The sequence below is a fragment of the Nonomuraea sp. GTA35 genome, assembly GCF_041950525.1.
GTDB lineage: Bacteria > Actinomycetota > Actinomycetes > Streptosporangiales > Streptosporangiaceae > Nonomuraea.
In genome coordinates, this window is record NZ_JBGNUV010000027.1 from 13373 (window position 1) to 35125 (window position 21753).

The window sequence follows — 21753 nt, forward strand, 5'->3', positions numbered from 1 at the left end:
AGAAGCGACCCTGGACCACCCTGTCGCGCTCGAACGGTCACCGGCCGCTCGATCAGGCACTTCGCGGCCTGGTCACCCGTTACGGCAGGACCGCCGCTTCCTGCGTTGCCGTCGTCACCATGGCCTGCCTCCCGCGCGGGCTGTGATCATTCGAAGGCAGGTCCTAGGCTGGCGCGGGTGACGGGATCGGCGGCGGGCGCGCGGACGCAGGAGCAGATGCGGCAGCGGAACCTGAGTGAGGTGCTGCGGTGCGTCCACAAGGACGGGGCGGTGTCACGGGCCGCGCTCAGCCGCCGGATGGGCCTCAACCGCAGCACCATCATGGACCTGACCGCCGAACTCGCCGCGGCCGGGCTGGTCCGCGAGGGCGCCCCCGTCGGGCGGGGCCGCGCCGGGCGGCCGTCCATCGTCGTCATGCCCGAGCGGGGGACGGTGTACGGGCTCGCCTTCGACGTCGCCGTGGACCGGCTGCTCGCGGCCCGTGTCGGGCTCGGCGGCCAGGTCCTCGACCGTCGCGAGGCCGTGCGTGCCCGCGCCGGGGTCGACCTGGAGGACGTCGTCGGCGTCCTCGCCGCCTTCGGCCGCGAGCTGGTCGTCGGGGCCGGCCCGGGCGCGTTGTGCGTGGGTGTCGGCGCGTCCTACTGCGGGTTGATCAGGCGCGTCGACGGCACGGTCCGGTACGGGCCGCACCTCGGCTGGGTGGACCAGGCGTTCGGCGCGGAACTCGGCGCCGGGCTCGGCCTCGGCCTTCCCGTCGAGGTGGGCAACGAGGCGCACCTGGGTGCGATCGCCGAGCACGTGCGCGGCGCGGGATCCGACGTCGACAACCTCATCTACCTGCACGGGGACGTCGGCGTCGGCGGCGGGATCATCGTCGGCGGCGAACTCCTGGACGGCGACGCAGGCTACGGCTGCGAACTCGGGCACATGCTGGTCAACCCGTTCGACGGGCGGCCCTGCCTGTGCGGGTCGCGCGGCTGCCTGGAGGCCGAGGTGGGGGAGGAGGCGCTGCTCGACTACGCGGGACGGTCCGACGAACTCGTCGGACGCGACGGCATCCGAGCCGTCGTCGCCCTCGCCGGGACCGGCGACGCCCGAGCGCGGGACGCTCTCGACCGCGTCGGCGACTGGCTCGGCGTCGGCGTCGTCAACCTCATCAACCTGTTCAACCCGGCGCTCGTGGTCTTCGGCGGGATGCTCCGCGATGTCTACCCGGGCGCCGCGCCGCGCGTTCACGCCCGGATCGACGCGCATGTCCTGCCGGTGTCGCGCGAACGTGTCCGCCTGGCCGTGACGGCCCTCGGTGACGACACCACGCTCGCCGGGGCTGCCGAACTCGCCTTCGCCAAACTCCTGGACAACCCCCTCAGCACGTTGGCCGCCCTACGCTGATCCCGGTCGCCTTCGCCCACCCCAGCACCTGGGTGCCGGCATCCATGCCGCCGCTTTCCGCCGGCGTGCTCTCATCGTGCGGACCACAGGCACGGCAACGCAGGAGTCGAGGAGTCGGACGATCCAGGCCCCGGGGCGGCCGGGATCGTGATCTTCGTGGGCGCGCACAGGCCGCCGACGTGAGCCGCTTCCGGGCTGTCCCGGCACGGCCGCGGTCCCGCTGGGCGGAATTCACCAAGCGCTTGTTGACAGACGATCTCCGAAACTCATACTGATGGAGGTCAAGTGGATGAAGGGTCGTGAGCGGCGGCGTCGTCGGTCGGCTCCTCCGCGCGCGGCCCGCGGTCTCCGGAAGGACGTACCCCCACATGAGCGTCTCGCGTGTCGCGATCATCTCGGCGTTATGCGCCGCGGCCCTGGTCGCCTCGTCGTACCCGGCACTCGCCGACCAGCGCGAATCCGCGCCCCCACCGCAGCCGACCAGGGAGGTGAACGCGACCGGCCCCGGGCTCTACATCCCGGGCACCCGCACCTTCACGCTTCCGGAACGCGCCGAGTTCACCGGCGTCCTGGACCGGGTCTACCGGCTCACCGGGCAGAAGAACGGCGGCTTCAAGGAAGCGCCGGGCCCGCGATCGGACCTGTCCGTCTTCGGCCCGGGATGGCGGGCCGACATCCTCGGCGGCCTGACGAGCCGCCGCCTCGACCTGAACGACGACCAGGCTCAGGCCACTGACCTGGACGAAGGCGAGACCACCCAGTACACCCGGCAGCGGGCCGAGGCCGGCAGCCGTACCTACGCCTCCGCCACCGGCTCCGTCCTGACCGTCAAGGACGGGGACGCCGACGCGACAGAGACGCTGGCCCAGGCGACCGCCTCGGGCACCGCCGGCGGCTCCGGGATCAAGCCGGCGGACCTCGACGTCGTGCTCACCTGGCGGCAGATCGCCGGCGCCTGGCGCGTCACCTCCGTCGCGACGGCCGCGTACGGCACCTCCACCGTCGCCTACGACGACCAGGGCCGCGTGACCACCATCACCGACCTCGACGCCGGCAGCGGTCCCGAGACGACCATCACGCTGGCGTACGCCGAGAAGACCACCGCCACCGCGGACCGGCCGGGCGACTACGCCGGCCGCCTCGTCTCCGCCGAGAGCAAGTCCAAGCGCGCCACCTACGCCTACGACCCGCGGGGCCGGCTGCGCAGCGCCACCCTGGACGACGGCACGACCTCGGCCACCACGACCTACGCCTACGACCGCGCCGGCCTCCTGACCCAGCTCACCTCACCCAGGACCGGCAAGTGGAGCCTCACGTTCCCGGCCTCGGGCAGCAAGCCGAAGGCCGCCATGGTGGCGCCCGCCTCCGCCGGGCCCGGCGTCCTCAACTACCCGCCGACCTGCCCGTACGCGTCGCAGTGGATGTGGCACACGCAGGCCGAATGCGTGGCCGACCACGTCGCCCACTACGGCTGGCAGCCGCCGAGCTCCCGGATCACCAGGACGAACCACATCGTCATGGGCATCGACTACGACCACTGCAGCTCGCCGACCGGAGACACGCCCGGCGGGTACGACTTCACCGTCCCGTGCGACATGCACGACTACGGGTACGGAGTCATCGGCAACTCCTACAAGCTGCCGAGCGTCACCCACCACATGACCCCCGACAAGAAGTCGGCGGTGGACGACGTCTTCTACACCACGATGCGCGACTACACCTGCCCCGCCTACGGCTCGCCCCTGGGCTGCACCACCTGGGCGTGGGTGTACCGCCAGGGCGTCCGCCTCGGCGATCCGCAGAACGGCGCCAACGCCACCACGGGCAACCCGCCCGCCCTCACGGACGCGAGGCCATAGCCGTCCCCGCCCCCGCCGGCGCCCCGGCGGGGGCGGTCCCCGGGTGAGAGGATCAGGGAAGAGATGAGGAGAAGGGCAGTGGCGACGTGGGTCGCGGGGAGTTACGCGGCGCTCGTGATCCTGCTGGGCGTCGTGGCCTGGTTCACCTCACGCAGCGGCGTGCCCGACGTCTTCACGATGATCCAGACGGTGATCACGCTGCCGCTGAGCTACGTCGTCTCCCGTACGAGTCTCAGCGGGATCGCCTGGATCCTGGCCGTCGACCTGGCCGGCCTGATCCAGGCCGCCGCGCTCTGGCTCATCATCGGCGGCCTCCGCCCATAGACCGCTCTCCGGTACGGCCCGCCCGCTCTCGACCGGCCACCCCGTGCACCGCCCAGGCCGTCACCGTCCTGTCCACCGAGGCCCGAGCGCGATGGTCCCGTCCTCAGGGAACCTTCCCGCCGGCGTCTCGCCAGCTCTACCTGCTCTGTGGGGGTTCCGGCCAGTATGAGACCACCTGCTGGGCGGCGTCCGCGATGGCGGCGCCATCGAGTTCGGCGATGCTCAGTTCGATCCCGCCGACGGGCCACTCCACCGCGAGTTCGAACCTCTCGCGGGGAGGCGTTGGCCACAGCCACAGCCCCCAGGTCATGACACCTGCGTCGTCGTCACCGCTGCGCATGGACATGCCGGGGAGCAGCAGGGACAGATGCGGGCCCGGTGGCGGATCCTGCGGGAGTTGTGTCCTGTCCAGACGTTGTCCGACAGTGGTGGCCTTGGCACCGCCGGCGAAGCGCACGCCGAAGCGCAGCAGCTGATCCGGCAGCGGCTGACCGGCCCGCACCCCGGTGATCATGTGAGGGAACACCGCCAGCTGGAGGGCCTGGAAGTCGTCGGAGGACAGAGCCTGCCGTCGGGTGACGATGTCCACGTTGATCAGGCAGCCGGTGCTGAACGCCTGGATCGTCGGCACAGTGATGGCGACGTTCGGGGTGCGGAGGGGCGGACCCGCACCGCCCGGTCTGACGAGGCAACCTCTCCGCCCTCGATGACGAACGCTCCGCGTGGGCGGGTGCAGTGCGAATGGCCGCCATGTCCTCGTGATCGCTTACAGCTCTCCTCCGGACGGGATCGGGAACCGTACGCCGGTCAGGTGCTCCGACAGCTCCCACAGTCGGCGGCCGGCCTGGGGATCGGTGGCGGCGGAGGCCAGCTGGACCTGCTTGGGCGCACCGCGCAGTTCGGCCACGCCGCCGGGGCCGATGAAGTGCCCGCTTGCGGCGTCCGGGGCGGTCGCCGCGTAGAGCTGGGGAAGCGCCCCTTGGGCGGCGGACTGGGCGAGAGGCGCGAGAAGGTGGCCGAACAGAACCTTCACCATGCCGACCGGTGCGCTGGTCTGGAGGTTGGTGGAGGTGTAGCCAGGGTGGGCCAGCACGCTGCGTACGGCGCTGCCGGCTGCGGCGAGCCGCCGGTGGAGCTCCCAGCCGAAGCTGGCGTTGGCGAGCTTGGACTGGTTGTAGAACCTCATGGGGGAGTAGGCGCGCTCGCCGGTGAGGTCGTCGAAGAAGATCTTTCCCTGCCGGTGGTTGGTCGAGGTGACCGTGACCACGCGGGGGTCGTCGCCGCCTGCCAGGAGGCCGAGCAGCAGGCCGGTGAGCGCGAAGTGGCCGAGGTGGTTGGCGGCGAACTGCAGTTCGTGGCCCCGTGCGGTGAGCGTTCGGGGCGGTGCCATCACGCCGGCGTTGTTGATCAGCACGTCCAGGCGTCCGAGATCCGAGCGCAGCCGGTCGGCGAAGGCTCGCACCGAGTCCAGGTCGGTCAGGTCGAGGAGGCGCACTTCCAGGCGGGCGTCCGGCTGGCCGCTGCTGATCTCCGTGGCCGCGCGGCGGCCCTTGCTCTCGTCGCGCACGGCGAGGATCACGTGGGCGCCCCGGCGGGCGAGGGCCTTGGTGGTCGCCAGGCCGAGGCCGCTGTTGGCGCCGGTGACGACGACCGTCCTCCCGCTCTGGTCGGGTATCTGGTCGGCGGTCCAGCCCCTGATCGGGGTTCGCTGCGGCGCGCTCATGGCATCTCCGGGTCTGGCGGGATCGGCATACGACAACGCTCGTTGTCGTACGAGCAACAATGGGCGTTGTCGTATGCTGGTGTCAAGCGCCCGTACGGAGAGGTCCATGCGAAGCTGGTCGGACGACAACCCCAAGGCACAGCTCATGCAGCGCAAGCGGACGGCGATCGTCCATGCCGCCCGCGAGGCGTTCCTCGACACGGGCTACGCCGAGACGTCGATGCATCGGATCGCCGCGGCGGCGGGCGTCTCGATCAAAACGGTCTACCGGCATTTCGACGGCAAGGACGAGCTGTTCAGCGCCGTCATCCAAGACGCCTGTTCAGCACCCGAGGTGCCGCACGAGGAGCACGCGGACCTGCCCTGGTTCACCGAACCCCCGCAGGTGGCGTTGCCGATGGCGGGTGTCGACTATCTGCGGCGCGTGCTGTCGCCGACCGAGCTGGCGCTCTATCGCGTGGTGACGCGGGACGCCCCTCGCTTCCCGGAGCTCGGGCACCGCTATCGCCAGGTCATGGAGCTCCGGGTGCACGTCCTGGGCCGTTACCTCAGCCGTTGGGCTCCGAGCCAGGGCTGGAAGGTCGCCGACCCGCGCTCCACGGCGTCGACGTTCGTCGCGATGCTCGGCAGAGACCTCTTCGAGGACGCGCTGCACGGCGTCCGGGAGCCGGACGACAAGGAGATCGCCGGCCGGGCTCGCGTCGCGGCCGATCAGTTGATGACGCTGCTGGAGAGCGGGGTCGGGTGAGTACGGGAGTCCACCAGCCGCCTGCCCGCGTTGTCGGCCGGTCCCGTGCCCGGCGTGCTCGCAGGGGTGCGCAGCGGCTCCACGAACCGCAATCGTGATCTCACGCCGCTACCTGGCGGCTGGGGACGCGTCCGGGAGCGGAGGGCCTTGCTGAGGGGGTGTCGCCCGACGCTTCGACGGCTCTCTTCGCGGAACAGGTGACGCGCGTCCGTGAGGCACCCCGGCAATCGAGGCGTAGGCGGTATACCGCATACTGGATCCCATGTCTAAGAAGATCGTTGGTCGCCGTACGGTACTGCTCGCCGCTGGACTGGCCGCCGGAGGGGTCCTGTTAGACGGCGGGGCGGCGCGCGGCCTCGCACGACCCTCCGCGCGCCGGCCCGCCACCCCGGACGAGGCATGGGCGAAGTTGCGCGAGGGCAACCGGCGCTGGGCCGCCGACGCCTCCATCCACCCCCACCAGGACCTCCGCCGACGAGCGGAGGTCGCCCAGAAGCAGGAGCCGTACGCGGTGGTCGTCTCCTGCATCGACTCCCGCGTCCCCCCGGAGATCGTCTTCGACATGGGGCTCGGCGACATCCTCACCGTACGCAGCGCCGCCCAGACCATCGACCCCCTCATCGCCGGCGCCATCGAGTACGGCCCCGCAGAACTGGACACACCCCTGATCATGGTGCTCGGCCACCAGCGCTGCGGCGCGGTCACCGCCGCCGCCCACGCCCTCAAGGAGGGCACGAAGCTCCCCGGCCACCTGCAGCGCATCGTCACCGACCTGCGACCGGCCTACGAGCAAGCCCGCGGGGACGTGGACAGGATGATCCGGATCAACACCACCAATGTCGTGGCCGAGCTCAAGGCCGACAAGCTGCTCGCCCCACGCATCGCCGACCGGAACCTCAAGATCGTGGGCGGGTATTACTCGCTCGACACCGGCAAGGTCACCCGGCTGGTGTGACCGCTCCGCGAAGAGGGCCGGGACCCGGCCTGTACCGGGTCCCGGCCGCGCCGGAAGGATTGATCGCGCACCACGGTCGAGACGGGCAGACGCGACGATGACCCGGTCTCAACCCGCTGCCCACTCGCGATCATGGTCGTGATGCGGAATCAACGGAGGTCTTCCCGGGACCGGCTCGATGATCTCGGCGGCCATACCGCCAACGTACGGGAGGCAGTTCTTGATCTCCGATACGGGGGCACTTCTCGATCACCCCACGACCAGCGGCAAGCCCTGCGCGGGGGGATCGCTGCGAGGGCCCGGAAGGTCAGTACGTCCAGGCCGGCCCTTCAGCCGGCGACCGGGGAGGCGATGACCACGGTGACGTCGGCGGGTGTGTCGTCGGTGCGATAGCGGTGCGGGGCGTCGCCGGCGAAGGCCAGCATGTCGCCGACCTCCAGGCGGCGGAGATCGTCGGCCGGACCTGCGAGGAGGCTGCCGGAGGCGATCAGGAGATGCTCGGTCGTGCCGGGGGCGTGGGGGACGCCGTCGAGGGTGGTGTTCGGCGGGAGACGCAGTCGCCAGATCTCCAGGCTGTGGCCGCCGCTGATCCGGCGCAGCAGTTCGCGGGTGGGCTCGTCCTGGCTGGCGATGGTCGAGGCGAGGTGCACGGTGCCGGGGTCGCCGTGGCGGATGAGCAGGTCGGTGAGCGGGATGGCCAGGGCGACGGCGATGGCGTCCAGGGTGTCGAGGGTGGGGTTGCCCTGGCCCGCCTCCAGTTGCGACAGGGTCGCTTTGCTCAGCCCGGTCCGCCGGGCCAGTTCGGCCTGGCTCATGCCGCGCTGCTGCCGGCGGCGCTGGATCTGCACGCCGGCTGCGGCGGCGGCACCGCTGGCGGGACGGCGATCTCGGCCGGGTGCGCTCATCGCGGCGTCCGGTGGTCGGCGGTGTAGGAGACGCGCAGGCGGCCCTTCTTCAGCTTCACGGCGGAGATCGTCACCTGTCGCAGGTCGGCGAGGCTGCGCACGTGGGTGCCGCCGCAGGGAGCGGCGTGGACGTCGCCGAGCCGTACGACCCGGTGTCCTTGGTCGTCGTGATCGGCGGTGACCGGCAGGTCGTCGGCGATGGCCGCGGCGATGAACGCGCGCAGCCGGTCGGCGGCCTTCTCCCGCTCCTCGGCATCGGCGAGCTGCGCTCCGGTCCCGGGCGGGGTGAGCTCGATGCGGGCCTGGCCGGGGAAGTGGTTGCTGCGGGCCAGCGTCCATCCTTCGGCCCGGCAGGCCGCTTCGACGAGGTGGCCGGCGGTGTGCAGCGCGGCGTGCAGCAGGCGCAGGCCGGCGTCTACGCGCGTGTGCACGAGATCGCCCTCGGACAGGTCGTCCAGCCCGGCGCTGTGGCTCCCGGTCGCGTGGAGCACCACCAGGCCGGTCGCGGCGTGGCGTACGGGGACGACTTCGCACTCGCCCAGCCAGCCGCGGTCGGCGGGCTGCCCGCCGCCTTGCGGATGGAAGATGTTGTGCCGCACCGCGAGCCACCTGCCGCCGGCCTCGTCGTGGCCGGTCGCGGTCACGCTGGTGTGGACGTCGCCGAGATAGGTGTCCTCCAGGTAGAGGGCGTCCTGCGAGATCTTCGGGCGCTCGTTAAGGTGAACCATACGTTCATCCTATCGAACGATGTTGCTGGCATCGGCACGTGGAGATGATCTGGAACGGCGCCGCCGTCACCCTGCACCGCGCATCCACGGCCCATGCCGCCGAGGTGCTGGACGTGCTTGACGAGGCCGCCGCGTGGCTGCGCCGGCGCGGCGTCACCCAGTGGCCGGAGCGCTTCGAAAGCTCCTGGATCGAAGGAGCGATCGAGCGGGGGGAGACCTGGCTCGCCCGCCTGGGCGGCACGGCCATGGGCACGCTCACCCTTGACTGGTCAGATCCTCTCTGGGAGGACATCGGGGGAGCCGCCGGATATGTGCATCGCATGGCCGTCCGTCGACAGGCGGTGGGGCTTGGGGCGCTCCTGCTCGACTGGGCGGCAGATGTCGCATGGCACCACCACCAGCGCTTTCTGCGGCTCGACTGCGTCGCCTCCAACGGCAGGCTCCGCAGCTATTACGAGGCGCGAGGGTTCGTCCACCGGGGCGATGTTCTCGTGGGTGGTGCTCCCGGCCAGCGCCACGACGATGGGCCCCGTACCCGCGTCAGCCGGTTTGAACTGGCACTCCGACACCACGACACAGCGAGCTCGCTGGATGGGAACGGCAAGGAGCGAGGACCAAGCGCGCGCGGCGGTTCGCACGTGCGCGAGCTGCGGCGCTCCAGCGCCGCAGACGCCCCGGCGGTGGAGGGACTCACGGCCATGTGCTGATCACCACCCGCCGCGACATCGGCCGGCGGCACCAGGTGGGCAGGACCGCAGGTCGCCGCCGCCCGGATCCCTGCCTCACACCTGCTGGAGGCCGATCACCCGCAGCATGTCCAGGGCCGTCGCTTCGGGGGATCCCGGCTCGGCGGAGTACACGAGCACGGTCTGGTGACCGTCCGGGAGCAGCATGACGTCGCAGTCGAGCGAGATCGTGCCCAGGCTGGGATGCGTGATGCTCTTGGTCGCGGCGCGCCAGGGGGAGGAGTGCCCCTCCCGCCAGAGCTCGTCGAATCGCGGGCTGCCGCGACGGAGTTCCGCGATCATCCGGATCAGGTCGGGGTCGTCAGGGTAACGGGCCTGTGCGGCGCGCAGCGTGCCGACCGAGGCGCGGGCGGCCGCGTCGTCCTCGTCCGGGCCTGCGGCGACCTGACAGCGGCTGCTGCCGAGGAAGCGCTGCCAGATGAGGTTGCGTTGCCGGCGCGGCCATGCGGACATGTCGCCTTGAAGCGCTGCTCCGAGTGGGTTCCAGGCCAGCACGTCGCCCTTGGCCGACAGCACCAGTACGGGGAGATCCGCCATGCGGTCCAGCAGCCGGAGCACGCTCGGCCGTACGAGCATCGCGATGCGCCCGGCCTGCGGCGGCTCGTGGCCGGCGAGCCGGAACAGCAGGTCGCGATCGTCGTCGCCGAGCCGCAGGGCCTGGGCCAACGCGGCGATGACCTGGCTCGAGGGGCGCGGTCCGCGCCCCTGCTCCAGACGGACCACGTAATCGACGCTCACGCCTGCGAGCATGGCCAGCTCTTCCCGGCGCAGGCCCGGCACCTGGCGACGCGCCCCCGCCGGCAGCCCGACGTCCTGCGGTCGTACGCGAGCCCGAGCTGTGCGGAGTATTTCGGCGAGTCCGGCGCGGTTCACTGTTCAATCATGCCCGTAGATCGCTTCGGCCGGGTGGTACCGCAGGTCCTATGCCTCAGCGGTCCTGGTGGGCCCGGGGCGCTTGCCCCGAGGATCGGCTCCATGACAGAGACGAGGACGGTGGCGCTGGTCACCGGAGCGAACAAGGGGCTGGGCCAGGAGACCGTCCGCCAGTTGGCCGGCCGGGGATGGCAGGTCTTCCTGGCGGCACGGGACCGGGAACGCGGTCTCCGGGCCGCCGGCACGCTGGCGGGTGAGGGGCTCGAGGTGGAGTTCGTCGAACTCGACGTGACCTCGGACGAGTCCGTGTCGGCGGCCGTGAAGGCCGTCGCCGAGCGCGTGGACCGCCTGGACGTGCTGGTCAACAACGCCGGAGTCGGCGGCCCGTTGCTGGATCCGGCCGACATGGACGCCGGCGCGCTACGCGCGCTGTACGAGGTGAACGTCTTCGGCCAGGTCCGGGTCACCCACGCCTTCCTGCCGATGCTCCGCGGTTCGCAGCAGCCCCGGATCGTCATGGTGTCCAGCGCGCTCGCCTCGCTGACGCACGCCGGCGACCCCGCCCGCCCCGAGCACGGCTTCCTGAGCCTGGACTATGCCTCCTCGAAGGCGGCGCTCAACATGGTCGTCTCCCAGTACGCCCGGGCGCTGCCCGGCTTCAAGGTCAACGCCGCGGACCCGGGCAACCCCTCCACCGACATGAACCACCACACCGGCATCCACACCGTCGCGGAAGGGGCCACCGCGATCGTCCGGTTGGCTACCTTGGACCCCGGCGGGCCGACGGGAGGCTTCTTCGGCAGTGACGGCCCCGTCCCCTGGTAGGAGTGAAGATGACCAAGATCCTGACGATCGGGCTGCACCCGAGCACGATCGACTACACCGCGCACCCCGGCCTCGACGAGGCGACACTCACCGCACGGATCGAGCAGGGCGACGCGGCCCTGCGGGCGGCGGGCTTCGACACGGTGCCGTGCCTGGTCGGCGCCGACCCGGACGAGGCGGAGAAGACCGTCCGCGAACGGCTGGGGGAGGGGCCCTTCGGCGTGGTCATGATCGGAGGCGGTGTCCGCATGATCCCTGAGCACACCCTCCTGTTCGAACGGCTGATCAACGTTCTGGCGGTGGCGGCTCCCGGCATTCGGTTCCGCTTCAACACTTCGCCGGAAACGACGATCGACGCCATTCGTCGCCAGGGTTCACTTGTTGCGTGATGCCGTGAACAGACCCGGCCGGCCGAACATCAGCCCCATCAGTAAACACAGGAGACGAACAGCATGAAAGCCGGGCCAAGCAGACCAGGCCAGGCCCGTTGCACGAGGTCCGGCACCGGACAGGCCCCGTACTCGGCTGAGCAGCGCACCGGCACTCCCGCTCCGCTGGAGGACTCGTCCGTCGTGGTGGAGATCCCCACGGGCACCTTCACCAGCGGGCTGCGGATGCGCGACCGGCACGTGCGTGCGGCCGAATTCCTCGACGTGCGCTCCCACCCGACGATGTCCTTTCGAGGGGGACTGCCCGATCAAGGGCAAGCACCGACGGCGTTGCACGGGCACCTGACCGTGCGGGAGGTCGGTCGGCCACTCAGCCTGACCCTCCTCTCCGTGACAAGCACCGATACCCTCCTTACGGCCGACGCCACGGCCACGATCGACCGCTACGCCTTCGGCCTGACGAAGGGGCGCGGCATGGCCGCCAGGCATCTCAGGATCGCCATCCAGATCGTCGCCACCCGCGACACCTGATGTTCCCTCTCCCCGCGGCCGGAGACCGTCGCGACGGCCGGCCTCGGGTGGTAGATGGCGGCTGACGCCGCAGCCCGCCGCGGCTACGGCGCCGGCTGCGGCCCGGCGGGCCGGCGGGCCGGCGGGCCGGCAACTCCTCATGCACACCCACCCTCCGCAGCGACCTCGCCCAGGCCCTCAGGCAGCGGGAGACCCCGGCCCTCATGGCGCACCTCGGTTCGGGGCCGGCCAGGGATGACGCGCACATGCCCGGGCCGGCCCTGACGACACCGGCTCAGGCCGGGGCGGGCAGATGGATCGAGGTGAGTTTGGCCGGGTCGACGACGATGTGGATGCCGGTGATCCGGCCTTCGGTGACGGTGAAGGCGATGACGGACAGAGGGGTTCCGTCGGGGCGCCAGGACAGGTGGCCGGGGATGCCGTTGACCAGAACGGGTCGTTGGCGGGCGACCTCGCCGGAGAACATGCGGGCACCGGAGGCGACCGCGGTGGCTCCGAGGGTGACGACCACGCCGCCCGGGGTGTCGACCGTCAGTTTCACGTTCGGGTCGAGGACCCGCAGGAGCGCTTCGAAGTCGCCGCTGAGCGCGGCGGCGCTGAACGCCTGGACGACCTCTTGGTGCTCGCGGCCGTGGCCCGCCGGCCGGTCCGTGGTTCGGACCTTGCGGCGGGCGCGACTGGCGATCATCTTGGTGGCGCCGGCGGATTTGCCCAGGATCTGGCCGATCTCCTGGAACGGGACCGCGAACATGTCGTGCAGGACGAACGCCAGGCGCTCGCTCGGAGTGAGCGAGTCCAGCACGACGAGCAGGGCGAAGCCGACCGAATCGGCCAGCGCCACCTGCTCGTCCGGCGTGGGCTCGTCGGCAGGCGTCACCACGAGGTCCGCGAACTCGTGCCCGTAGGCGGCCTCCGGGTGGGCTTGACGGGATCTCAGCAGGTCCAGGCTGATTCGGCCGACCACGGTGGTCAGCCAGCCCGCCAGGTTGCCGATGCTCGCCTCGTCCTGGCGGACCAGGCGCATCCAGGCCTCCTGGACCACGTCCTCGGAGTCGGCGTGCGAGCCCAGCACGCGGTACGCGAGGGCGCGTAGCCGATCGCGCTGGGCTTCGAACGCCTCGGCCGCGAAGCCGGACGGGTGGGAGATCACGGCTGGCGCGGCTTTCGCTGCTGACGCAGCGAGACCCGGTTGCCATCCGGGTCCACCGCCTCGATGTAGACCCCGAACGGATAGTCCACGGGCTCGGACTCTTCGAAGGTGACGCCACGCTGCCGCATGATCTCGAAATCCTTCCGTAAATCCTCGGACTCGAGGATCACCGGGCCGGGCACGCCGTCCTGGCCCACGCCGCCCGGCTGACCCGCGGCCGCCGCATGCGACCACAGGAGAATCTGCACCGGGCTGTCGGGAACGCCGACGGTGAGGAACCGGCCGTCGGGCCCCGAGAAGTCGATCCGCTTCTCCAAGCCGAGCCCCTCGGTGTAGAACTCCAGCGCACGGTCCTGATCGGTGACGTAGACCGTCACGTACATGATGGTAGTCAGCATCCTGTTTCTCGCTTCACTCGTTGGTGCGACGACCGTTCGTCTTCGGCCGTCACACCCATGACGAGTGCCCGCGCGGAAAGGTAACAGGACCGGTCCGCCGGAGCGGCTACCAGGGCGCATGCGGCTGCGCCGGACCGACCCTGTGGGGCTCGGAGTGCGGTGTCCGACCTGCCGGTTCACGGGCGATATTCGCTGGTCACGCTGCGCGAGGCGTTCGCTGTGGCCCCAGGCTGCGGTGCCGCACGGCGGTCGTGCCGCGTACGACCCGATCCGCCGGGCCGTGACGGCCATCCACGCCGACCCCGGCGCGTCGAGGCCATCGCCCGCCGCTACGGCTTCGGCACCGCCGAGCACGGCGCGCATCGCCCGTGTTGACCAGAGTGCTCCTTCGCCGGCTGGAGCAGGTCCCACACTCTGGGGTTCCCTGAGGGCTCAGGTGCTCAGCCGGTGCCCCAGATCGGCCGTTCGGGGTCGGCGGGGGGCAACTTCGACAGGATCACGGCGAGGCCGGCCCAGTCGGCCACCTGCACGTTGTCCGCCATGAGACGCAGGCGTCCAGCGATCTCGTGGTGGGCGTCGAGCAGCACGTCGATGCCCTCGATGATCTGGCCGGTGACCGCCTCGTACCCGCTGCCGCCGCCCTGGCCCTTCATGAACGTCGTGCCCTCCTGGGTGCCGCCCCAGAAGTCGCCGATGGCGTTCAGGTCCTCGGCCGCCGCGGCGACGAACTTGCGCAGGTCGCTCTGCTCGGTCTCGAACGCGGTCGCCGCCGAGCGGAGCTGTTTGTTGTGGATCTCCATGCCGTCTCGTCACCCTCCGGCCGGCTTGTGCGCCATGGTGAAGTACAGCAGCGCCCGGCTCAGGGTCTGCTCCCAGGTGGGGATGAGCTCCGTGCCCGACTGCCCGTTCAGGGCCTCGTACGCGGGGCCGTACCCGACCGATCCGCCGGCCATGCGGCTCAGGAAGTACTGGATGTCCATGTTCGAGGTCGCCTTCCTGGCCAGGGGCATGGCCGCGTCGAACGCCCCGTAGAAGGCGACCGACGCGGCGAACTCCTTCATCGCCTGCGTCGCGTTCTCGCCGAGCGAGCCGGGGTCCTCGCCGCGCAGCGCCTTGACGCCCGCCACGACGCCCACGTCGCCCACGGCGAAGAAGACGCTGCCGATCGTGTACTCCGTCAGCTTGCTCAGCACGATCTTGGCGATGCTGTGCTCCAGCAACTTCGCCAGCAGCCGGGCCTGCGCCCGCCGGATGAGGATCTGCGTGATCTCGTACGCCCAGCCCGCCTGCCAGGGAAAGGTGGTGATGAAGATGAAGCTCGCCAGGTTGGCCAGGGCCAGCGTCCAGTACGCGTCCCTGGCCGCCTGGAGCGTCTCGGCGAACTCGTCGCAGGCCGTGCCGTTGTCGCGGCACCGCTGGGCGAGCTTGGCGGTGAAGGCGTTCTGCTCGGCCTGCGGGTAGAGCGCGCCGGTCACCGTCTTCTTGAACTCCTCCACCCCGGCCCCGTCGTTCCTGCGCCACACCGATTGCGCGGCGGGGTAGGTGTGGTCGGGGCTCTTCTCGATCCGGTCGGCCAGGCGTTTCCAGACGGCACCCGCCTGGCGCGCCTTGTCCGGATCACCCTCGGGGTAGGGAGTGGCGAGCATCTTGAACACGAAGGCCGCGATGCCCAGGCTGCCCAGGCCGTAGATGCTCGCGCGGCTGGGGCTGACTCTCAGCGCCACCGGGTCCCGCCCGTGCCGTCCTCGTCCAGCAGCGTCCCGGCGATGAACGGCGCCACCATGTCGTTGGCCTCCTGCTCGGCGGCGCGCGCCGCCCGCCCGGCGGCCTCCATGATCGCCGCCGCGAGCTGGTCGGAGCCGAGCCGCATCGCGCGGGGATCGATGCTGAGCCCGGCCAGTGCCCCGGTCTGCGTCACCTGCACCACGACGCGCCCCTCGGCCGCCTCGCCCCGGCCCACGACCGAGGTGATCCGGTCGCGCAGCCCCTCGATCGCCGTCAGCTCCTGCTGGAAGTCCTTCAGCAGCCGGCCCAGCTCTGGGTCGCCGGCGGTGCTGAACGGCTGCGTCGGTGGTGTCATCCCGCCTCCCGGTTGTTCGAGCGAAGTTCATAACATACTCCAAAAACAGGCCGGAAATAGAGGTTATCGGTCGGCGTGGATCTTCAGGGGGCCACGACCTTCCCGGTGGCCCGGCCGTCCTCCATGCGGCGATGGGCCGCGACGATGTCGTCCAGGCCGAAGACCCGCCCGCCTCCAGCCCGGTGTCCGGGGTACACCGCTGCCCGGTTGTCGAAATGAGAGGTGGATGTAGTTGCACCTCACCCTGACACCCGCCGATCGCGCGCACAGCCGCTCAAAGTGATGAAAGTTTCACCGCGCGGGGTGCCCTGATGTGCTCGCCAAAAGGCAAAAGGACAGGCTGGACGCGCGGATCTCTCGAGAGATCCGCCGACGAGGGCGGCGGCTCGTTGACGGGCATCGGCGCGTTGTATTTACTCGCTGGCATCTCACCACCGCGCACGGGAAGGCGGGTAATTGTTAGCGATAACAACCCATCGCTCCGGCCAGTCGCACATTCGGCGTCACCGGATTGACCGGGGTTCCGCTGTGCCTGGACACACCCTGGTCGCGAGGCTGTAGGGCCCGTGGGAACAGGCGGTCGACCGTGCAGGGATGCCCGCCATGACTGACCAGGGGCGAGACGGCACTGCACCTGCAAACGCAAATGTTGGCGCTCATGGGGACGGTGCGATCTTCCACCCGGTACCGCTCCGCCACCGGGACTACCGCGGCTACATCGAGCCGGTCAGCGCTCCTTCTCGCTCTGCCCTTCGCCGCCTCGAGCCCTCGGGGTGAAACCACCGCACTGGTGCATGCCCGGTAGAAGGCGCCACAGGCTGCGGACGGGCCTGCACCTCACGGTCAGCCGTGACGGCCTGAACTGGACGCCGCTGAACCAGAACGACGTTGTTGTCACACCGGCTGCCAGGACACAGGGCCTGTGTGAACCTCCAGCCTCACTGACCGGCAGGATGCGACCTTCCGGGTCGTCCCCCAGCCCACGACGGGTTCGAGCCTCCGGCCGGAGGCCGTTCAGATCGGAGTAGTGCGATGACATGGTTAGGTCAACGGGCCAGGCTTCGAATGTCCCGATGGACGAGCGCGGCAACGACGATTCTCGCGGCGGCCGCGGCCGGCGTCGTGGTCATGACACAGGTGACCACACCCCCGGCGACGGCGCTCGACAACGGCGTGGCCCGTACCCCGCCGATGGGGTGGAACACCTGGAACACCTTCGGATGCAACATCAACGAAACGCTCATCCGGCAGATGGCGGACACCATCGTGGCCAACGGCATGCAGGAGCTGGGTTACCGGTACGTCGTGGTCGATGACTGCTGGTTCAACCCGGATCGGGACGCGCAGGGCAACCTGCAGGCTCACCCGACACGCTTCCCGAGCGGCATGCGGGCTCTCGGCGACTACCTGCACGCTCGTGGTCTGCTGTTCGGCATCTACCAGTCTCCGATGGATCAGACCTGCGCGCAGTACTTCGACGCCTTCCCCGGTGCGACCGGCAGCCTCGGCCACGAGGCGCAGGATGCCCGCCAGTTCGCCGCCTGGGGTGTGGACTTCCTCAAGTACGACTGGTGTTCGCCGAGCGGAACCATCAATGACCAGGTGGCCGCGTTCGCGAAGATGCGGGATGCGCTGGCCGCCACCGGCCGGCCCATCGTGTACAGCATCAATTCGAACAGCATCCACGAGAAGACCGGCCCACTTCGCAACTGGAGCGATGTGGCCAACATGTGGCGCACCACCGAGGACATCACCAACGCGTGGGACACCGGCCAGACCAACGGTTACCCGATGGGCATCCAGAACATCGTCAACGTCAATGTGCCACTGGCGTCCTACGCCGCGCCGGGCGGCTTCAACGACCCTGACATGATGGAGGTGGGCCGCAGCGGTCTGACCGCCACGGAGCAGCGTAGCCACTTCGCGCTCTGGGCCGTCATGGCCGCTCCGCTGATCGCGGGAAACGATCTGCGCAGCGCCAGCGCGGAGACCTTGGCCATCCTGAAGAACGCCGATCTCGTCGCGGTGAACCAGGACTCGCTCGGACTGCAGGCCGTGCAGGTCTCACACGACGGTACCCGCCGTGTGCTCGCCAAGCGGCTCGCCAACGGCGATGTCGCCGTGGCGCTGTTCAACCAGGGTGGTTCCACGACGACGATCTCCACCACCGCCGCGGCGATCGGCAAGACCGGTTCGTCGTTCACGCTCCGCGACCTCTGGACCGGGACGACCTCCACCAGCAGCGGCACCATCTCGGCGACGGTGCCGGCGCACGGCACCGCCGTCTACCGCGTCAGCGGCGGCGGGACCTCGACGCCACCGCCCTCCTTCCGGTTGCGTGGCGAGGCGTCCGGTCGGTGCCTGGACGTCAATCAGGCTTCCTCGGCCAACGGCGCCCAGACACTGATCTGGGACTGCCACAACGGGGCCAACCAGCAGTTCACTGAGAACGGGCGGGCGCTGCAGGTGCTGGGCAAGTGCCTGGACGCGCCCCTCAACGCCACCCCCGGCACCCGCGTTCAGATCTGGGACTGCAACGGCGGCACCAACCAGCAATGGACCTTCAACGGCAACCGCACCATCAGCAACGCCCAGAGCGGGCTGTGCCTGGACGTCGACGGAGCGAACACCGGCAACGGCACCGCCGTGGTCCTGTGGAACTGCCACGCCGGCGCCAACCAACGCTGGACACGAGCGTAAGTGGCACGCCAGGGCGGCCGCGGAACGTCGCGGCCGCCCCGGACGAGCCGTCCACGGCGCCCGCGATGACCCTTGCGCAGAGCCAGGGCCTGCGCGTCGTGGGAGATCCACTGATGGTGGCCACCTTCAGCGGAGCGGTTTTCGGCGGTTGCCCTGTCAGCTCATCGCAGCCGCACCCTACCGCGTGAGCGTGGCGACAATCTTCGAACTCATCGAGTCCGGCCCAAGCTCGCTGGCGGCCGTGAACGCGCCCCGTCTCGTCGCACTCGTCCGCGCCGGAGCCCGCTTCCAACGTGGTGGCGTGCTCGTCGAACGATCCGTCGAGCACGCCGCCTGGCCTGCTGCCACGGAGCCGGTCAGCCGTGCCTGTCGGCCCGCTCGGCTACCAGGGCGCGGAAGGCCTCCAGGTCACCGATGACCTCTTCCGCACGGTCTGGCTGCTGGTACAGGCTGTAGTAGCGGGCGCCGATGGCATCAGGGTCAGCCACCTCGTCGCCCGGGATGACGCCGGAGGCGATCGTCACCGTTGCCGCGTGGATGCCCTGCGGGCGGAGTTCGGCGTGCAGCGCGTGCGCCCAGTTGCGCAGGCCGGCCATGGCCAGGCCCACGTTGGCCAGGAACGGCGCGGCGATTGTGGAGGACACACCGGTGGTCAGCAGCAGCGTCCCCTCGCCTCGGGCGCGCATCTGCGGGAGCACCTGCCCCACGGCCGTCACCGCGCCCAGCACATGCAGCTCGAACTGCGCGGCGGCGGAGGCCACCGTGGTCTGTGCGGCGTGGGTGATCGGCCCCGTCGGGCTGGGGCTGTACTCCAGGACATCGACCGGTCCCAGCGCCTCTCCGGCCCTGGTGAGAGCATCGGCCAGCTCGTCACGATCTCGGATGTCGGCGGGAAAAGCCGCAGCGGTGACGCCCAGCCCGGTCAAATCACCCACCAGAGCGGCGAGCGTGTCCTTGCTCCGGGCGATCAGACCCACGTGGAAGCCGTGCCGGCCGAAAGCCCGGGCCACGCCCATCCCCAGCCCCGGGCCTGCACCGACAATGACGAGCGTCTTCGCCACCACAACGTCCCTTCGATCGCAGCGGTTCACGCCGCGCAGAACCGCAGCCTGCCCGCCTGGCAGTTACTCTTTGTTCGCAGCAGCATGATTTGTCACTGCCCTGTCGGTGGCAAGACGGCACATTCATGTCGGTGACGCACATGGAGGTAACCCTTGACGCTCCGCAGGAGCACCTCGCCGGCCGGGCAGCGCCGCGACGTCACGCCACCGGCGCCGGAAGACGCGGGCGGTCACGAGCCGGATGACGTGGTATGCCGACAGGTGCTGCAGATCCTTGCCCTGATCGGCGACAAGTGGAGCATCCTGGTCATCGGGCAGCTCCGCGACCGAACCCTGCGCTTCAGCGAGCTGAACCGGGCGGTCACGGGGATCTCGCAGCGCATGCTCACCCTGACGCTGCGGCAGCTCGAGCGCGATGGCCTCCTCACCCGGACCGTGCACCCCAGCGTTCCTCCGCGCGTCGACTACGCGCTCACTCCGCTCGGCGCGACACTGCTGGACTCCGTCGCCGCGCTTGCCGAATGGGCCACCACGCACCGGAAGGAAATCAACGGCAACCGACGCCACTACGACGCCACCCATTCGCCACGGAAACAGCCCTAGCCGTCACAGCATGTGGCAACCCCTCCGCCGACGGCCCGATACCAAGCAGATTGATCACCACGTTTCACCCCTCTGAGAGGCATGCTGTTCGGAGCGCGCACCTTCTCGATCGGCCGCACCGGCCGCGTGCGCCATCGGTCGGATTCCACGATCAGTTTCTGTTGTCCCTCGACCTGCGTCCTTCATGTCTGATCGCGAGCCGGACCGCCCAGTAGATCACGAAGAACAGCACCACAGCAGGAATGACCCAGAACACCAACACCGTCAGAGCTTCGGCCGCACCCATGTTCATCCGTCCTCCATCTGTGAAGATCAAGAATTTTTGATCAGTATGGTGGCACGGCGGCGTTCCTGCACGTGGGGCAGCGGGGCGCTGAGCGGGACGTCCGGAGACTGGTCGGGGTTCGGATCTTCAGGCCGGTCGTAGGCTGCGGAGCCACAAGATGGCGAACGATCAGGGTCTTGACCGGCCGGGGTCCGTGCAGGCTTCCGGACCCCGGCGGCGACTGTCCCCTGCCGGGGCTCAGGTCAGGACTTGAGGAAGGCGGAGAGGAGCGGGTTGACCTGTTCGGGGGCGTCTTCGTGGACGTTGTGCCCGGCCCCGGGGACGATCTTCACCGTGGCATCGGGGATGCGCCGACCGTACTCCTCCGCGTACGCGGCCGGGAGCCACTGGTCGGCTTGGCCCCAGATCACGAGGGCGCGGGCGCGGAGGTGGGGGAGCCCGGCGTCCGTCGCCTTGTAGTCCTGGGTCCGGACGAGCCTCACGAACGCCTCTCGCTTGTCCGGGCGTGACATCCAGTGCCAGGTCTCGTCCACGGCCTCGGCGGTGACGCGGTCCTGGTGGGCGAAGGCGGTGCGCAGGCTCTTCTCGAAGTCGGCGCGGCCCATCAGCTTGACCGCCAACTCGCCCACGATCGGTACGGAGAACAGCGCCGTCTGCGAGGCGAGCGGCTTGTCCAGGCCGGGGGAGTCGAGCAGGACGAGCCGGTCGACGCGGGCCGGGTTGTGCTCGGCGTAGTACAGCGACCAGGCGCCTCCCCAGGAGTGCCCGACCAGGGAGACCGTGGTCAGCCCCGCCGCGTCCAGGAACGACCCGAGTGCCCGCGCCATGGCCGGGATGTCGTAGGCGAAGTCCCCCTTCACGGTGGTGTATCCCTGCCCCGGCAGGTCGACGGCGTACACGGTGTGCTCACGCGCCAGGGCCGGAATCGTGTCCCGGTAGGAGTACAGCCACTGTGCCCCGCCCGCCACCAGGACCACCGGCGATCCGCTGCCCGTCTTGCTGTAGTGGAAGCGCGCCTGGGGCGTGTCGAGGTAGCTGTCCTCGTACGCCGAACGGTAGCCGTCCACGGCCGCCGGTTGCCAGCCGTACGCGCCGAACAGCGTCACGGCCGCCAGCGACGCGACTGCGACCGCCACCCACCGCGGCCAGCGGCGCCCAGGTCGCCGGTGGACGGGCCGGACGGGTGTCTTTTCAACGTGAACCATGATCGCCTCTGGTCGTGGGAAATGCGTTGCAGCGAGGACGGGCGAGTGCCGGCCGGTGTGACAGTCGCGACGGTGACCTGCCTCACACGCCGGGCCCTGCCCGATCGTGATGCTGAGCGGGTACCTAAACGGCCGGTCGCGGCCTCGAAGGACTCCAGTCGCTCCGACTGATTCAGCCGGGATCGCCGGGCCGTACGGTCATGATCAGCCGGGTGAACATGCGTAGTCTCAGTCTCCAAATCAAATCTCACAGTTTTTAGATTTTGAGATGG

The 21753-nt window shown here is 70.0% G+C and carries 26 protein-coding genes; 11 read left to right on the forward strand and 15 right to left on the reverse strand.

All coding sequences use genetic code 11. From position 1 onward, the window contains the following. The first annotated feature begins 168 nt into the window (after window positions 1-168). The 3 genes from ACBJ32_RS56585 to ACBJ32_RS56595 all read left to right on the forward strand — a co-directional run bounded on the left by ACBJ32_RS56585 (window position 169) and on the right by ACBJ32_RS56595 (window position 3575). A complete protein-coding gene (locus tag ACBJ32_RS56585; RefSeq protein WP_375133952.1) occupies window positions 169-1392 on the forward strand; it encodes an ROK family protein in 1224 nt (407 codons plus the stop codon). 368 nt (window positions 1393-1760) lie between these two features. After that, complete coding sequence (locus tag ACBJ32_RS56590) at window positions 1761-3251, forward strand: phospholipase A2 (RefSeq protein WP_375133898.1); 1491 nt, start codon at window positions 1761-1763, stop codon at window positions 3249-3251. 78 nt (window positions 3252-3329) lie between these two features. After that, complete coding sequence (locus ACBJ32_RS56595; RefSeq protein WP_375133899.1) at window positions 3330-3575, forward strand: hypothetical protein; 246 nt, start codon at window positions 3330-3332, stop codon at window positions 3573-3575. A gap of 136 nt (window positions 3576-3711) precedes the next feature. On the opposite strand, the gene ACBJ32_RS56600 is transcribed toward ACBJ32_RS56595, so the two are convergent. Together ACBJ32_RS56600 and ACBJ32_RS56605 are read right to left on the reverse strand one after the other, a co-directional pair. Continuing rightward, window positions 3712-4206 (reverse strand): hypothetical protein, encoded by a 495-nt coding sequence (locus ACBJ32_RS56600; protein ID WP_375133900.1) that lies wholly within the window; start codon window positions 4204-4206, stop codon window positions 3712-3714. A gap of 135 nt (window positions 4207-4341) precedes the next feature. Then, window positions 4342-5298, reverse strand: coding sequence for an oxidoreductase (locus tag ACBJ32_RS56605; RefSeq protein WP_375133901.1), 957 nt, complete (start codon window positions 5296-5298; stop codon window positions 4342-4344). A 106-nt stretch (window positions 5299-5404) separates the two neighbouring features. Between ACBJ32_RS56605 and ACBJ32_RS56610 the strand changes: the two genes are divergently transcribed. Continuing rightward, window positions 5405-6046, forward strand: a complete 642-nt coding sequence (locus ACBJ32_RS56610; protein WP_375133902.1) for a TetR/AcrR family transcriptional regulator — start codon at window positions 5405-5407, stop codon at window positions 6044-6046. Here ACBJ32_RS56610 and ACBJ32_RS56615 read toward each other — a convergent pair. Then, on the reverse strand, window positions 6010-6150 hold the full coding sequence (locus tag ACBJ32_RS56615) for a hypothetical protein (protein ID WP_375133903.1): 141 nt from the start codon (window positions 6148-6150) through the stop codon (window positions 6010-6012). The two genes, ACBJ32_RS56610 and ACBJ32_RS56615, sit on opposite strands and share 37 nt — an antisense overlap. Before the next feature lie 158 nt (window positions 6151-6308). Between ACBJ32_RS56615 and ACBJ32_RS56620 the strand changes: the two genes are divergently transcribed. Beyond that, window positions 6309-7001: a carbonic anhydrase gene (locus tag ACBJ32_RS56620; RefSeq protein ID WP_375133904.1), complete on the forward strand. Its 693-nt coding sequence runs from the start codon at window positions 6309-6311 to the stop codon at window positions 6999-7001. Window positions 7002-7330: 329 nt separating this feature from the next. Here ACBJ32_RS56620 and ACBJ32_RS56625 read toward each other — a convergent pair whose 3' ends face one another. Beyond that, window positions 7331-7906 carry a helix-turn-helix domain-containing protein gene (locus ACBJ32_RS56625; protein ID WP_375133905.1) on the reverse strand — a complete coding sequence of 192 codons (576 nt, stop codon included), beginning with the start codon at window positions 7904-7906 and terminating at the stop codon, window positions 7331-7333. Further along, window positions 7903-8634, reverse strand: a complete 732-nt coding sequence (locus ACBJ32_RS56630) for a hypothetical protein (protein WP_375133906.1) — start codon at window positions 8632-8634, stop codon at window positions 7903-7905. The genes ACBJ32_RS56625 and ACBJ32_RS56630 overlap by 4 nt, the downstream gene beginning before the upstream one ends. A gap of 44 nt (window positions 8635-8678) precedes the next feature. Here ACBJ32_RS56630 and ACBJ32_RS56635 point away from each other — a divergent pair, with 44 nt between their 5' ends. Next, the gene (locus ACBJ32_RS56635; RefSeq protein ID WP_375133953.1) at window positions 8679-9341 is read left to right on the forward strand and encodes a GNAT family N-acetyltransferase; all 663 of its coding nucleotides are present in this window, start codon (window positions 8679-8681) and stop codon (window positions 9339-9341) included. Window positions 9342-9416: 75 nt separating this feature from the next. Here the strand turns inward: ACBJ32_RS56635 and ACBJ32_RS56640 are convergent, their stop codons facing one another. Further along, on the reverse strand, window positions 9417-10253 hold the full coding sequence (locus tag ACBJ32_RS56640) for a helix-turn-helix transcriptional regulator (RefSeq protein ID WP_375133907.1): 837 nt from the start codon (window positions 10251-10253) through the stop codon (window positions 9417-9419). 102 nt (window positions 10254-10355) lie between these two features. Between ACBJ32_RS56640 and ACBJ32_RS56645 the strand changes: the two genes are divergently transcribed. The 3 genes from ACBJ32_RS56645 (at window position 10356) to ACBJ32_RS56655 (ending at window position 11998) form a co-directional block, all read left to right on the forward strand. Then, window positions 10356-11078, forward strand: a complete 723-nt coding sequence (locus ACBJ32_RS56645) for an SDR family NAD(P)-dependent oxidoreductase (RefSeq protein WP_375133908.1) — start codon at window positions 10356-10358, stop codon at window positions 11076-11078. A gap of 8 nt (window positions 11079-11086) precedes the next feature. Continuing rightward, complete coding sequence (locus tag ACBJ32_RS56650; protein WP_375133909.1) at window positions 11087-11467, forward strand: hypothetical protein; 381 nt, start codon at window positions 11087-11089, stop codon at window positions 11465-11467. Between the two features lie 63 nt (window positions 11468-11530). Next, window positions 11531-11998 (forward strand): YceI family protein, encoded by a 468-nt coding sequence (locus tag ACBJ32_RS56655; RefSeq protein WP_375133910.1) that lies wholly within the window; start codon window positions 11531-11533, stop codon window positions 11996-11998. A gap of 274 nt (window positions 11999-12272) precedes the next feature. Here ACBJ32_RS56655 and ACBJ32_RS56660 read toward each other — a convergent pair whose 3' ends face one another. The 6 genes from ACBJ32_RS56660 to ACBJ32_RS56685 form a co-directional block, all read right to left on the reverse strand. After that, a complete protein-coding gene (locus tag ACBJ32_RS56660; RefSeq protein WP_375133911.1) occupies window positions 12273-13148 on the reverse strand; it encodes a sigma-70 family RNA polymerase sigma factor in 876 nt (291 codons plus the stop codon). Continuing rightward, window positions 13145-13525, reverse strand: a complete 381-nt coding sequence (locus tag ACBJ32_RS56665) for a VOC family protein (RefSeq protein WP_375133912.1) — start codon at window positions 13523-13525, stop codon at window positions 13145-13147. The genes ACBJ32_RS56660 and ACBJ32_RS56665 overlap by 4 nt, the downstream gene beginning before the upstream one ends. Window positions 13526-13986: 461 nt before the next feature. After that, window positions 13987-14346: a hypothetical protein gene (locus ACBJ32_RS56670; protein ID WP_375133913.1), complete on the reverse strand. Its 360-nt coding sequence runs from the start codon at window positions 14344-14346 to the stop codon at window positions 13987-13989. 9 nt (window positions 14347-14355) lie between these two features. Further along, window positions 14356-15270, reverse strand: a complete 915-nt coding sequence (locus ACBJ32_RS56675) for a hypothetical protein (protein ID WP_375133914.1) — start codon at window positions 15268-15270, stop codon at window positions 14356-14358. Then, window positions 15261-15626 carry a YbaB/EbfC family nucleoid-associated protein gene (locus tag ACBJ32_RS56680; protein ID WP_375133915.1) on the reverse strand — a complete coding sequence of 122 codons (366 nt, stop codon included), beginning with the start codon at window positions 15624-15626 and terminating at the stop codon, window positions 15261-15263. Before ACBJ32_RS56680 ends, ACBJ32_RS56675 begins: the two co-directional genes overlap by 10 nt. 83 nt (window positions 15627-15709) lie before the next feature. Beyond that, window positions 15710-15823 carry a zinc-binding dehydrogenase gene (locus tag ACBJ32_RS56685; protein ID WP_375133916.1) on the reverse strand — a complete coding sequence of 38 codons (114 nt, stop codon included), beginning with the start codon at window positions 15821-15823 and terminating at the stop codon, window positions 15710-15712. 868 nt (window positions 15824-16691) lie between these two features. Between ACBJ32_RS56685 and ACBJ32_RS56690 the strand changes: the two genes are divergently transcribed. After that, window positions 16692-18326, forward strand: a complete 1635-nt coding sequence (locus tag ACBJ32_RS56690) for an RICIN domain-containing protein (RefSeq protein ID WP_375133917.1) — start codon at window positions 16692-16694, stop codon at window positions 18324-18326. A gap of 356 nt (window positions 18327-18682) precedes the next feature. On the opposite strand, the gene ACBJ32_RS56695 is transcribed toward ACBJ32_RS56690, so the two are convergent. Next, window positions 18683-19387, reverse strand: a complete 705-nt coding sequence (locus ACBJ32_RS56695; protein ID WP_375133918.1) for an SDR family NAD(P)-dependent oxidoreductase — start codon at window positions 19385-19387, stop codon at window positions 18683-18685. 153 nt (window positions 19388-19540) lie between these two features. Here ACBJ32_RS56695 and ACBJ32_RS56700 point away from each other — a divergent pair, with 153 nt between their 5' ends. Continuing rightward, the gene (locus tag ACBJ32_RS56700) at window positions 19541-19990 is read left to right on the forward strand and encodes a winged helix-turn-helix transcriptional regulator (RefSeq protein ID WP_375133919.1); all 450 of its coding nucleotides are present in this window, start codon (window positions 19541-19543) and stop codon (window positions 19988-19990) included. A gap of 151 nt (window positions 19991-20141) precedes the next feature. Here the strand turns inward: ACBJ32_RS56700 and ACBJ32_RS56705 are convergent, their stop codons facing one another. Next, on the reverse strand, window positions 20142-20282 hold the full coding sequence (locus ACBJ32_RS56705; RefSeq protein WP_375133920.1) for a hypothetical protein: 141 nt from the start codon (window positions 20280-20282) through the stop codon (window positions 20142-20144). A 236-nt stretch (window positions 20283-20518) separates the two neighbouring features. Continuing rightward, window positions 20519-21412 (reverse strand): alpha/beta fold hydrolase, encoded by an 894-nt coding sequence (locus tag ACBJ32_RS56710; RefSeq protein WP_375133921.1) that lies wholly within the window; start codon window positions 21410-21412, stop codon window positions 20519-20521. Window positions 21413-21753 lie beyond the last annotated feature (341 nt).

Coding starts and splice junctions, on each gene's coding strand:
- ACBJ32_RS56590 (WP_375133898.1), top strand. CDS start 1,761: ATGAGCGTCTCGCGTGTCGCGATCATCTCGGCGTTATGCGCCGCGGCC.
- ACBJ32_RS56605 (WP_375133901.1), bottom strand. CDS start 5,298: ATGAGCGCGCCGCAGCGAACCCCGATCAGGGGCTGGACCGCCGACCAG.
- ACBJ32_RS56610 (WP_375133902.1), top strand. CDS start 5,405: ATGCGAAGCTGGTCGGACGACAACCCCAAGGCACAGCTCATGCAGCGC.
- ACBJ32_RS56620 (WP_375133904.1), top strand. CDS start 6,309: ATGTCTAAGAAGATCGTTGGTCGCCGTACGGTACTGCTCGCCGCTGGA.
- ACBJ32_RS56625 (WP_375133905.1), bottom strand. CDS start 7,906: ATGAGCGCACCCGGCCGAGATCGCCGTCCCGCCAGCGGTGCCGCCGCC.
- ACBJ32_RS56630 (WP_375133906.1), bottom strand. CDS start 8,634: ATGGTTCACCTTAACGAGCGCCCGAAGATCTCGCAGGACGCCCTCTAC.
- ACBJ32_RS56635 (WP_375133953.1), top strand. CDS start 8,679: ATGATCTGGAACGGCGCCGCCGTCACCCTGCACCGCGCATCCACGGCC.
- ACBJ32_RS56645 (WP_375133908.1), top strand. CDS start 10,356: ATGACAGAGACGAGGACGGTGGCGCTGGTCACCGGAGCGAACAAGGGG.
- ACBJ32_RS56650 (WP_375133909.1), top strand. CDS start 11,087: ATGACCAAGATCCTGACGATCGGGCTGCACCCGAGCACGATCGACTAC.
- ACBJ32_RS56655 (WP_375133910.1), top strand. CDS start 11,531: ATGAAAGCCGGGCCAAGCAGACCAGGCCAGGCCCGTTGCACGAGGTCC.
- ACBJ32_RS56670 (WP_375133913.1), bottom strand. CDS start 14,346: ATGGAGATCCACAACAAACAGCTCCGCTCGGCGGCGACCGCGTTCGAG.
- ACBJ32_RS56680 (WP_375133915.1), bottom strand. CDS start 15,626: ATGACACCACCGACGCAGCCGTTCAGCACCGCCGGCGACCCAGAGCTG.
- ACBJ32_RS56690 (WP_375133917.1), top strand. CDS start 16,692: ATGTCCCGATGGACGAGCGCGGCAACGACGATTCTCGCGGCGGCCGCG.
- ACBJ32_RS56705 (WP_375133920.1), bottom strand. CDS start 20,282: ATGAACATGGGTGCGGCCGAAGCTCTGACGGTGTTGGTGTTCTGGGTC.